Source organism: Paraburkholderia nodosa, assembly GCF_001718195.1.
Classification (GTDB): domain Bacteria; phylum Pseudomonadota; class Gammaproteobacteria; order Burkholderiales; family Burkholderiaceae; genus Paraburkholderia; species Paraburkholderia nodosa_A.
In genome coordinates this window covers 1-10,795 of the sequence record NZ_MCNV01000059.1, presented here as the reverse complement: position 1 = coordinate 10,795, position 10,795 = coordinate 1, and the positions used below count along the sequence as shown (strand labels likewise).

The window sequence follows — 10,795 nt, the reverse complement described above, 5'->3', positions numbered from 1 at the left end:
CGTTTGCGACAGACGAGCAAGCGCAGCCGTACCGCGATGGTCGGGGTCAACCGGCGATATCCGCGTCGAGGTGATGAGCCTGCGCGTGAGCCAGCATGCCGACGCGCATTCAGTTCGTCAGCCGGTCTCTTCCTTTTCCTTTTGTTGCCGGGCGTAATTGAACGGCAGAAGGTCGGTTACATCTGCGTCCGGCACACGCTGCGGCGTTGCCGCAACCGGTGTAGTGCCAGCACGGCCTGCTGGGCCTCTGTCTTCACGGCGACGCGCTTGCAGAGCATCTGCGTGGCCATCCCGATCGTAAGCGGTGATTTCAGCGCACCGAATAAAGAATCGTTTGCGACCGACAGGCGAGCGTAGCCGTATCGCGATGGTCGGGGGCAACCGGCAATGTCCGCGTCGAGGTGATGAGCCCTACACGTGGGCCAGCACGCCGACGCGCATTCAGTTCGTCAGCCGGTCTCTTCCTTTTCCTGCTGCCGGGCGTAATTGAACGGCAGAAGGTCGGTTACGTCTGCGTCCGGCGCACGCTGCGGCAATTCGGAGAGTACGTGTAGCAGGTAGTCGTACGGCTCGACGCCGCAGGCCCTGCACGTCAACATCAGGCTGTACACTGTCGCGCTCGCTTTTGCGCCGTCAACTGTGTCGCTGAACAGCCATGACTTCCTCGAAGTGGCAAACGGCCTGATGTCTCGTTCGCAAACGTTGTTATCGATGGGGGCGCAACCATCGGTGACGTAGCGGCTCAGATATTTCCACTGGTTGCGTGTATAGGCGATTGCCTTGCCGAGCAAACTCTGGGGCAGTACCTTGGGTGCCAGCTCATCAAGCCACGCCTTGAAGGCCTCGAGCACCGGCACGCTATGCTTTTGCCGCAGGCCGTATGTGTAATCAGGGCGGGTCTGGCCATCAGGCAGCTCGCCCTTGGCGAGCGCTTCGACTCGGTACAGGGCCTGGAAGTATTCGAGCGCTTTCGCCACGCGAGCGTTAGGTGTCTTCTGTTTGCCGGAGTCCGCTTTTTTCTCGGCCGCCTTGTCCGCCTTGACGAACAGCCTCCGGGCGTGCGCGACGCATCCGAAGTGCGTGGCCTTTTTGAGCGTGCGCCAGGCGCTGTAGCCGTCGCTCATCAGCATGCCGCTGTAGTCGCCGAGAAACTTCTTCGGATGTTCCTGGCCGCGCCCCGGCTGGTACTCGAACAGCACAACGGGCTCGGCGCAGCCTTCGGCGCTGCGGTACACCCATGCATAGCTTTTGCTCTGCGCGGACCTTCCGGGCTCCTTGAGCACCTGAACCGTCGTTTCGTCACCGTGGATCAACGGCTGCGACAGCAACGTCTTGTGCAGCGCGTCGTACAGGCGGCGGTAGTGCAGTTCGCTGGGGCGGATGATCCAGTGAGCGAGCGTGCCGCGACTCACCGGAATCTGCCAGCGTGCGAGCGCGTCCTGCATCCGATACAACGGCATGCCGTCGACGTACTTTGCGGTCGTGACCGTCGCGATCACCGACGCATCTGCATGGCTGCCCGGAATCGGCTGCATCGGCGCAAGCACGATCCGGGTATGTTCGGCATGACACTCACAGTGCCGGCACGCCCATTTGGAACGTATGTTCTGTCGGACCGTCCACCTGACCTCGACGTGCAACTGTTCGCTGATGTCCTCGCCGATGCGATGCATCGGGTTGCCGCAGTCCATGCATGCCCTCTGGTCTTCGGGCAGGTCGTATTCGACAGGTTCACGCTTCAGGTATGCCGGCAGAGGCTTGCGGCCGCCCTTGCGCCGTTCGGGCTCACTGTTTTTGGGCAGGCCGGTGTCGGGCAGCGCTGGCTGTGCGCCCTCATCCTCCTCTTCGGAGGGTTCGGTCTGGGCGATCTGCTCGGCCTCGTCGAACACTCGATCCTTGCGTTTCTCGCTCTTCGGTGCGAAGCGCTCTGCCTGCAGCAGGCGGACCTGTTCCTCGAGCTGCTCGATGCGCCGGTTCAGCTCCTCGATCTGTGCGTCGCGCTGGGCAATATCCTGTGTCGCGCGCTCTTCGAGATCGCGGATATAGCCCTTGACGACCCTGGGTACGTGCTTGAGATCAGGAGGATTCATGCGCTCCAGGATAGCGGAGCGCGGCGCGCCGTAGGTTTACGTCAATTTGTAAAAGGCACAGCCGCCGTTGTTTACGCGCGACGTGCCTTGCCGGGCGGCCTAGCTGGCGTGCTGGTAACGACGCGCAGGGTGGCGGCGAAGTGCGTCAATGTCGATGCCGTCGAGCAACCAGTGAAGCTGCTGCGTTGTCAGCTCGATCACCTCCTGATGCCGCCTCGGCCACACGAAATGGTCCTCCTCAAGCCGGCGCAACATTAGCCAGAAACCGGTGCGCTCGTACAGCAGGAGCTTGACGCGATCGCGTTTGCGGTTGTGGAACGCATACACGGCGCGGGCGAGCGGGTCCAGCTGCATCGACTCCGTGACCAGGGCAGCAAGGGTATTGATGCCGGCGCGGAAGTCAATTGGCTCGCGGTACAGGTACACCTTCAGGTCGTCGTCGAAGCGGAACATCAGCTCCCCCTCAACGCGTCAATCATCGTCTTGAGCAGCACGCAATCCTGCCCGGTGCACTCGAGTTCAAGGCTCACCCCGTTGGGCAGCTGCGCCACCAGGCGCGAGGGCAGCGGTGGTCGCTGTGGCGCTTGCACCCGCATCGGCGCCGCCGGTGTATCAGGTTCCGGCTGCGGCGGCATCGGCGAAGCCGCCCAGCTGTTATCGCTGATCGCCACCACCGGTACAAATGCCGTGGGCAAAGCCTTCGAGTCACACGGGGCGGTGGCGCCCTTCAGACGCGCCTCGTAATTCTTGATCCAGCGGCGCAACTGGTTGGCGTTCACGCCCGCCTTCAGCGCCATACCCGCGATCGACACGCCCGGTTTCAGGCAGGCTTGAATCAGCCTCTGTTTGTCACGCTTGTCGAAAGTCCGCTTTCCTTCGACACCAACGTTGGTCGCACGCAAGGGCAAAAAATCTACGCAGTTCTCGTCCATGAAGGGTGTGTCCATTAAAAAACCGTGGACACATCCTGCGCTGTTTTCAGCTCAGGATCTATGTGGGGAGAAACTGCCGCTTACGCCTGATCCACGGACTCGCCCAGGCGTTCCAGCGCCGTGGGCTGCCGCGCGCTGATGACCGACAACGGTGCGGCAATGCTGCCGAGGAGACGACTGCCGGGCTGCTCGCGCTCGGCGTGCTGCATCAGACGACGCTGCCATATTCTCCGTATCAGAACGCGAAGCAGGAGACGTTCTGGGCGCGTATCGAGGGGCGCGTGATGGCCATGCTCGAAGGCGAGACCAATCTCACGCTCGAACTGCTCAACCAGGCCATCCACGCCTGGATCGAGCGCGAGTACCATCACGCGCATCATTCCGAGATCGGCGGCACGCCGCTCAAGCGCTACCTGGCCGGTCCCGACGTGCGGCGCGAGTGTCCCTCCAGCGATGCACTACGGGCCGCGTTTCGCATTGACGTGACACGAACCCAGCGGCGTTCGGACGGCACCGTGAGCCTGGCCGGCACGCGCTTTGAGATCCCCTTGGCTTACCGGCACCTGCAGCGCGTACGCCTGCGTTACGCGGGCTGGGACCTGAGTCGCGTCGATCTCATCGACGCCAACAGCGACGTCGTGCTGTGCCCGCTGTGACCATTGGACAAGGTCGCCAATGCCGACGGCCAGCGCCGTCGCATTGATGCCGTCATTGTCGAGCTGCCACCGGCCACTGCGCCCGGCATCGCACCGCTGCTGCGCCAGATGCTGGCCGAACATGCGGCAACCGGGCTGCCGCCGGCCTGGATTCCCGCTGACTGGCAGGAGGGCGCATGAGCCAACGCCTGCAAGCCCTCTACGGCCTGAAGTGGAACCCGTTCTCGCCGGAGCCGCCGCTCGAAGCGCTGTACGTGCCGCCCCGCGTCGAGAACTTCTGCTGGCGCATCGAGAACGCGCTCGTGCGCGAAGGCGGCTTCGCGATGATCCACGGCGAGCCCGGCACCGGTAAGAGCGTCATCATGCGCGTGCTGGCCGAGAAGCTCGAGCGGCTCACCGAGCTGATGGTCGTCTCGATCGATCACCCGCAAAGCAGTCTCGCCGACTTCTATCGCGAGATGGGCGACATCTTCAATCTGGAGTTCAAGGCACACAACCGCTGGGGCGGATTCCGGTCGCTGCGCGAGCGGTGGCTATCACATCTGCAGAGCACGCGCCGACGTCCGATCCTGTTGATTGACGAGGCCCAGGAGATGAGCGCGGGCGTACTCAACGAACTGAGGCTCATGGCCAGCGCTCGCTTCGATTCGCAGCCGCTGCTGTGCGTGGTGATCGCCGGCGATACGCGCTTGACCGACAAGCTGCGGCGCGACGAACTGCTGCCGCTGGGCAGCCGCATCCGATCTCGCCTGGCGACCGAGAAGGCCACGGTGGATGACCTGCTGGCCTGCCTCGATCATCTGCTCGCGAGCGCTGGCGCCCCACAGCTGATGACGCCGCCGCTGCGCCACACACTGTGCGAACACGCGCTGGGCAACTACCGCGTGCTCACCACGCCTGCCAACGATCTGCTCGCCACCGCCGCGCAGCGGGAATTGACCGAACTCGACGAGAAGCTGTACTTCGAGGTCTTTGCCCCGTCACCGCCATCCTCGCGCCGAACGCCCGCACGTCAACCCAATGGAGCAAGATGACATGTCCCGTAAAACATCACCTCACAAACCCGATGCGGCCCGACGCCTGCCGTTGCCCGAACTCTCCGACGAGGCCGCCTACATGATGCAGTTCTTCATCGAAGACTTCTATCTCTGGTTCAGCCGCGCCTACGCTACCCAGATCCGGCGCTACCGCAAGCCTTGGTACCGCGGTCCGACGCAACCGCCGCATCAGGTCGTCGACGAGCCGTTCTGAAACAACAACGGGGGCTTCATCGCCCCCGTTTTACTTCGTCCCTTGGACATCACATTTAGCTTGCCCATTGCCCCATCGATTTACGTGCTTACGCTCACTGGTTCTGCGCAGTTTGTTGTTCGTAGGCTGACACGGCGGCGGCTATGCCAGCAGGTCAGCCCTTGGCGTTGCAGGCTGCGCGACGTACGCGCTCCGCGCGCGCCGGCTGGCCCTGGGCACGCAACTGCCGCACGATACGAGGACGACGGCAGCTGCCGCGACTCGCCGGGTAGATGGTGGCGACCGCGGCGTCCAGCGCTGCATTGGCCTGAGCGCGCCTGCTCGATCCGCGGCGACGCCACTGGCAATAGCCGCTGCGCGATACATCAAGCATTCGGCACGGGCGGCTGACGCGGTACTGGTCGCGGTGGGAATCGATCCATGCGTACTTCACCGCGACCCTTTCGCGAAGTACGCCGTCGCTTTTGAGAGATTTCGATGTCCAGCTTCGCACTGGCCAATTCCTTGCGCAACCGGCTGTTCTCCGCTTCCAGCGCACTGATCGGGCGAGTTGTTCGTGCCGTGACCGCTTCGCGACCACTCGCCGGGCCAACGCCCTCGAATCGGCAGCCACGCCGCATCCAGTTCCCTAGCGTCGCCACTGGCACCCCAAGCCTTCGTGCAGCCTCGTGCTGCCCGACTGATTCGGCAAGCCTGACGGCCTCGATCATGAATTCGTCTGTGTGTTGTCGTTTCGGCACTGACCTTTCTGACATGCAACCCCTCCGTACAGTAGGAAATTAACAAAATTCCTGCTGTACGCGAAATCGAGGCACGGTCAAACCCGCAATCACTTGAATCAATTCACAAGGTCAGCTACCTCGATCACAGCCATTCCGCAGAGATCCTGGTTTGCATTTCCCACAGCGGCGGCACGGCTAGCCGCTTGCGGCGGTAGCCAGCGAGCGAGCGCCTCCTTGACTTGCATCAAAGTGCAAGCGAGCACTTGTTGGCGGAAGGCTCGGCGCATCTCCTTCGTCACACCGCGACGCTCCGAACGATCGGCTGCACTGGCGAGAGTATATGGTGCCAGAGGTTTGTCGAGTCGCTTGATGACTGAGATGATGGCTTCTTCGAGGGTCTGTTGGCTAAAGTATGCGTCCTGGATCTCGCGCACCGAGCCCGCGAAATCCGCGTAGGTGCCCGCTAGCCGGGGATCGCGAAACGAACTCATCGTAAAAAGGCCATCCTCCGCGCTATAGCTGGCCCAGCCGCCGTAGGCTCCCCCCTCTTCGCGCAGCTTGCGGTGCAGCGCAAGATGGGTCAGGAGCTCGGCGGCAACAGCGAGCGGCGCAGCATCGGGATGCTCGACACTAGGCGCGGCCCATGCAATGTGGCAATGGTTCACCTGGCTTGCCACACGCAAGGCCACGTTGGCGACTTCATGAGCACGCGAGATCGCGTCAGATGCACCCAGCCTGCCAGCCCGAGAGGGGCGCAGGTCCAATGCCTTCGAGGCCTCGAGCGACGATCCGTTCAGGCCAACCCAAATGACGCGATTGGGCACCTCCAGCAACAGCTGGTGAATGCGCTTCAGGTGGTCGGCGATAGCTTGAACGCCCTCCGGCGACTCCAGCATCTTGCCTAGCGCGGCGACGAATGGCAGAGAGGCTAGGCCGTGCACGCGGTGGGCAAATTGCCGACGAATCGAGTAGGGCGCGGCCGCGGCCAGAGAAGCGTACTGGCCGGCCGCCGCTGCTAAGCCGTTGACTTTACGCGCGACGCGCGCTTTGGTCAAAAACGAGATGCGGTCGAGTTCATCGAATCGCGGCACCAAGGTCCACGCCGCGATGGCGGAGGGGATTCCGGCTTCGTCCTCAGTCAGCGCGGAGGCATGAACGTTCAGTTGCGGCGTCAGGCTCGTGCAACCGGCCTCCACCAAGGTGTCCAGCGTCATTGAGAACGAGGACACCTGACGCTGGCGCCATCGGCCCGCTTCTTCAAATCCCAAACTACCAGTCCCGAGGTCCGGCACGATGTCGGCGTACAGGGATAGCCAGGGCCAATCGTCCTTCGGGGCCGTGCTCAGATCGAAAAGCGTGGTCGCATAGGTGATGCCGTTGGTGGCGCCACCGACGACGCTAATCGAGCTGTGCTGATGTTGAATCTCTGGCAACGCGATGGGCTCACGCCTGAGTTCGCTCGGCTGAACGCAAGGCAGTACATCGATGTTGCTTCGAGCCTTGCGGTGTTCGGCCAGAGCGGCCTCCTCGGCGCCGATCTGGCGACGCTCGTCGTCGTTCAGCTCGCGCTCCTTCAGCGCGAGCGCCTTGGCTTCCTGCGCCTCGCGCAGAGTCGGCATCTGCAATCACGTGCGTGGCCAGAAGATTCGGGTGATTGATCAGCTCACGGACGGCATGCTTGAAGAAGGCCGGGTCCTCAATCTCTTTCCCGAGTTGCTGAAGCACGGGTTCGATATCGAATGCCGTTGCGACATCGCCTCCGTTCATCAGCAAGGGTACGGCGTCAAGCAACCGGCGCAGTGCGTCTGGGATGGTGTCCCCCTGAATCTCGCGCTTTGCAAAACGCATGTCGCGCAGTGCGGTTTTGAGGACATCCACCGGAACGCCGTCAGTTGCGGCGTCCTCGAGGGCGTGCTCGATACAGCTCTTTGCTCGCTCCACCTGTGTCTCGGTCAATCCTTCCATGCCAATATGCAGCACAAGCTGGCGCAGGCCGCTGTCGACGAAATTCATCTGGCTTGGTCGGCCGAAGCCTGCCGACTGCATCGCCTTCATCACCGGCGCGGAGGCGTCGCCAAGCAAGCCGTGGCTCAGTAGCCGAAGTCGTGCAGTGGCTAGCGGGTCGGTGGATTCACCGAAGCGCCAGCTGAGCTGCAGGCCATGTTCGTCAGGGCGCGCTTGAGCCGACGGTACTCTGACCTGAACGCGGCGCGGTGCTATCCAGTCAGCAGCCAGCTCTGGCCGACGCGCCGGGCACCGTCCCGTGCGGCGCGAGAGCACGCGCTCAACGAGCTTGGCCTGAATCTCCTTTGCCTCGATTCGACCAGCGCTCATGAACATCGCCTGCGAAGGGTGGTAGTGGCTGGCGTGGAACTCCAGCAGCATTTCGTGTGAAAGCTCCGGGATGACGAGCGGGTCGCCGCCGTAGTTCTCGGCGTAGGACGTTCCGGGGAACAGAGCCTTGTTGAGGCCGGAGTACAGGATGCTCAGCGGATCGCCAAACGCGCCCTTCATCTCGTTGAGCACTACACCTTGACGGACCAGGCGATCGTCCTTGAAGGAATGGCGCCAGCCCTCCTGACGGAAGCTAAGGTAATCCAGCTTGGGGAAGAAGGTCGCGTCAAGATAGACGTCGAGCAGATTGAAGAAGTCGGTGCGATCGGTACTCGCGAACGGATAGACCGTGCGGTCGGGGTACGTCATCGCATTCATGAAAGTCGCCGTTGAGCGCCGCAGCATTGCGAAAAACGGGTCCGCCACCGGGAAACGCTCCGAGCCGCACAGTGCAAGATGCTCGAGGATATGGGCACGCCCGTCGCTAGCTTGCGGAACCGTCGGAAAGCCCACCAGGAAAGCGAACTCGTCCTGGTCGCTGGCCAAATGTACATGACGTGCTCCGGATGCGGGGTCTAGGTATTGCTCGAGCTGCGCGCGCAGATCCGGGATGGGGTGACTGGAGATGTGTTCGAAGGAGGTCATTGTGATTCAGTGTCGGGTTGGCTGATCGATGAGGTACGGCTAAGCGCAGCGGCGCGTGGCCTGTCCTTACGTTCCACTTATGCAACGCCCCTCATTGGTCAAAGAGTTTCAAGCTGTCTAATGATCCCTACTTCGTAGAGAAGGTGCGCGATATTGTCGGGCTGTACCTGAGCCCACCGACCAATGCTTTGGTGCTGTGCGTCGACGAAAAGAGCCAGTGCCAGGCGCTAGAGCGGACGCAGCCGATGTTGCCGATGGGGCGGGGGCTATCTTGAGGGAGTGACGCATGACTACGTCCGGCAGGGCGCTACCCGCTGTTCGCCGCCCTCAATACGGCAACGGGTGAAGTCATTGCGCAATGTAAGCCGCGCCACCGTCATCAGGAATTCCTCGCGTTTCTCAGGCATGCGGATCAGGCGGTGCCCGCACAATCTCGATGTGCATCTGATCGTCGACAACGATGCGACGCACAAGCATCCGAAGGTCAGGGTGTGGCTGGCCAAGCATACGCTACCACATGCACTTCACGCCGACGTATTTTCGCGACATTCGTTAATGTTTAGTTTCGCACACGCTCCAATTTCGTTGTTCATGGCCTCCTACCCGTGTTGACCAATGTTTGACCTACCTCAAGGTCGCCGTTACAGCCGTAGATGAATGGACTCAATTTTGCCTCTGTTGAATTTCCAGTGGGGGGTATCGTCCCGACTTCTGCATAAACACGACGAGGGCAGGTCGTGCACAGCAAGCTGTTCGAAGCCGCATTGGGCGTGAGCAATGAAATGAACGCGTCCGTGCGCCGGTCAAACCCGGCAAGGTGTTGTGAATGAAAGAGTCATACGTTGAAGGTCTAGCCAACCACAACGGCCTCGAGTCATGCGTGTGCGTCCGTAAGGGCGTAGGCGAAGCGTTGGCAGAGGTACGCATCGGCCAGGTATCGAGCTGCGAAATCCATTCCCCGTTCCGAAAGGTGCGGGCTGATCGGGGTGCCGAGGCGCTGGACGCTTGCCGAAAGCCACACCGGGATTGCCGTATTGGCAAGGCAATCCCGGACCCCGCGCGGTCGGAGACCCTGAGCACGTGCGGAAACACCTTGCATGGGAACCGGGAGATCCCGCGCCCTACTGCGTCGCGCTGGGAAGCGTTGAACGAGCATCAACATTGCGAAAACGACGAAATGAAGCCCTGCAAGCGTCTGCGGAAGTCGCTCGTAATCTCGTGCGAGCCGCCGGAAGCGATTCAAGCAGCCAAAGCTGGCTCGACCACCCAGCGACGCGGCAGGAGGACAAAGCCTTTTTTCGCCTCCGGCAGCTTGATGGCCTGCCGTTCAATGCCTTCATCACGCGCGGCCTGCGTCGCGTCCTCACCTGTATGGTCTTGGTCCGCGAATGCCACCTTCACTGTTTGACCCGATACCTCCTGAACCTGGCGGGCAAGCTCGGCGACCTGCGCTCGCCCCTGCTCGTTGGCCGGCGTAATGTGCACAGCCAGCAGATTGCCCAGCGTATCGAGCGCCATGTGTACCTTGCTGCCACGCTTGCGGTTATAGCCATCGTAGCCCGCACGCGGGCCGCTTTCGCACGTGGACTGCAACGTGCGTCCATCCAGGATAACCGCGCTGGGTTGCCCCCGGCGCTCCTGGGCGATACGCAGCACCGAACGCAATTCGCTGACCATCCCATCGAAACAACCCGCGTTCAGCCAACGTTTGTGTTTGCTGATAGACCAGTTCCGACGGCGCGAAGTTGGTCGGCAGCATACGCCACGAGGCACCGGCTCGCGCCATCCATTTGCGTGCTCCTTCGGAGAAAACGATGTGTGCAAGCTCCGTTTTACTCCAGTCGGGCTTACTTCCGCGGCCCCCCACATAGACAGTATGACTTTCGCTGCGCACGAGGCTGACCGCCGCGCGGAGGTGAAACGCGGGTTAGCACGAATGCCAGAGCCGCAAGAGTATGGTCTAAGCCAATACTCAACAGCCTGTTTCCGGCACGGAGGTCAGCGTGAATAACGATAGCACGGTGTTTGTCGGCCTGGATGTTCACAAGGATTCGATCGTGGTCGCGTATTCTGTCGGGTTTGGCGAAGTAGAGGCCCTCGGCAAGATTGCGCCTCGAGCCAATGATATCGATCGCTTGTGCAAGCGCATGCAGTCAAAAGCATCG

General features: G+C 61.9%; 7 protein-coding genes and 5 pseudogenes. 5 read left to right on the top strand and 7 right to left on the bottom strand.

Going from position 1 to position 10,795, the window contains the following annotated elements:
- Positions 1-449 precede the first annotated feature (449 nt).
- From tnpC to tnpA, 3 genes are all read right to left on the bottom strand, one after another.
- Complete coding sequence (tnpC, locus tag BFD71_RS38460) at positions 450-2,090, bottom strand: IS66 family transposase (RefSeq protein ID WP_069269394.1); 1,641 nt, start codon at positions 2,088-2,090, stop codon at positions 450-452.
- A gap of 99 nt (positions 2,091-2,189) precedes the next feature.
- On the bottom strand, positions 2,190-2,543 hold the full coding sequence (gene tnpB, locus BFD71_RS38455; protein ID WP_069269393.1) for an IS66 family insertion sequence element accessory protein TnpB: 354 nt from the start codon (positions 2,541-2,543) through the stop codon (positions 2,190-2,192).
- Positions 2,543-3,022 carry an IS66-like element accessory protein TnpA gene (tnpA, locus tag BFD71_RS38450; RefSeq protein ID WP_069269392.1) on the bottom strand — a complete coding sequence of 160 codons (480 nt, stop codon included), beginning with the start codon at positions 3,020-3,022 and terminating at the stop codon, positions 2,543-2,545. Before tnpA ends, tnpB begins: the two co-directional genes overlap by 1 nt.
- A gap of 86 nt (positions 3,023-3,108) precedes the next feature.
- On the opposite strand from tnpA, the pseudogene BFD71_RS38445 reads away from it, so the two are divergent.
- The 3 genes and pseudogenes from BFD71_RS38445 to BFD71_RS38435 form a co-directional block, all read left to right on the top strand.
- Positions 3,109-3,858: pseudogene (locus tag BFD71_RS38445) on the top strand (IS481 family transposase); the annotation flags it as partial.
- Positions 3,855-4,712, top strand: a complete 858-nt coding sequence (locus tag BFD71_RS38440) for an ExeA family protein (RefSeq protein ID WP_069269391.1) — start codon at positions 3,855-3,857, stop codon at positions 4,710-4,712. The pseudogene BFD71_RS38445 and the gene BFD71_RS38440, both read left to right, overlap by 4 nt.
- A 1-nt stretch (position 4,713) precedes the next feature.
- A complete protein-coding gene (locus tag BFD71_RS38435; RefSeq protein WP_069269390.1) occupies positions 4,714-4,929 on the top strand; it encodes a hypothetical protein in 216 nt (71 codons plus the stop codon).
- A gap of 155 nt (positions 4,930-5,084) precedes the next feature.
- Here BFD71_RS38435 and BFD71_RS40150 read toward each other — a convergent pair.
- The 3 genes and pseudogenes from BFD71_RS40150 to BFD71_RS42670 all read right to left on the bottom strand — a co-directional run.
- Positions 5,085-5,684: pseudogene (locus BFD71_RS40150) on the bottom strand (transposase); the annotation flags it as partial.
- A gap of 83 nt (positions 5,685-5,767) precedes the next feature.
- The gene (locus tag BFD71_RS42675; protein WP_256095115.1) at positions 5,768-7,213 is read right to left on the bottom strand and encodes an insulinase family protein; all 1,446 of its coding nucleotides are present in this window, start codon (positions 7,211-7,213) and stop codon (positions 5,768-5,770) included.
- Complete coding sequence (locus BFD71_RS42670) at positions 7,095-8,630, bottom strand: insulinase family protein (RefSeq protein ID WP_069269388.1); 1,536 nt, start codon at positions 8,628-8,630, stop codon at positions 7,095-7,097. The genes BFD71_RS42675 and BFD71_RS42670 overlap by 119 nt, the downstream gene beginning before the upstream one ends.
- An 89-nt stretch (positions 8,631-8,719) precedes the next feature.
- Here BFD71_RS42670 and BFD71_RS40140 point away from each other — a divergent pair.
- A pseudogene (locus BFD71_RS40140) lies at positions 8,720-9,180 on the top strand (IS630 family transposase); the annotation flags it as partial.
- 600 nt (positions 9,181-9,780) lie between these two features.
- Here the strand turns inward: BFD71_RS40140 and BFD71_RS38420 are convergent.
- Positions 9,781-10,428: pseudogene (locus BFD71_RS38420) on the bottom strand (IS5 family transposase); the annotation flags it as partial.
- A 205-nt stretch (positions 10,429-10,633) separates the two neighbouring features.
- Between BFD71_RS38420 and BFD71_RS42665 the strand changes: the two are divergent.
- Positions 10,634-10,795 (top strand): annotated as a pseudogene (locus tag BFD71_RS42665) (IS110 family transposase); the annotation flags it as partial.

What these genes read in the sequence shown, in the direction of transcription:
- tnpA (WP_069269392.1), bottom strand. Translation starts at nt 3,022, where the DNA reads ATGGACGAGAACTGCGTAGATTTTTTGCCCTTGCGTGCGACCAACGTT.
- BFD71_RS38435 (WP_069269390.1), top strand. Translation starts at nt 4,714, where the DNA reads ATGTCCCGTAAAACATCACCTCACAAACCCGATGCGGCCCGACGCCTG.
- BFD71_RS38440 (WP_069269391.1), top strand. Translation starts at nt 3,855, where the DNA reads ATGAGCCAACGCCTGCAAGCCCTCTACGGCCTGAAGTGGAACCCGTTC.
- tnpC (WP_069269394.1), bottom strand. Translation starts at nt 2,090, where the DNA reads ATGAATCCTCCTGATCTCAAGCACGTACCCAGGGTCGTCAAGGGCTAT.
- BFD71_RS42670 (WP_069269388.1), bottom strand. Translation starts at nt 8,630, where the DNA reads ATGACCTCCTTCGAACACATCTCCAGTCACCCCATCCCGGATCTGCGC.
- tnpB (WP_069269393.1), bottom strand. Translation starts at nt 2,543, where the DNA reads ATGTTCCGCTTCGACGACGACCTGAAGGTGTACCTGTACCGCGAGCCA.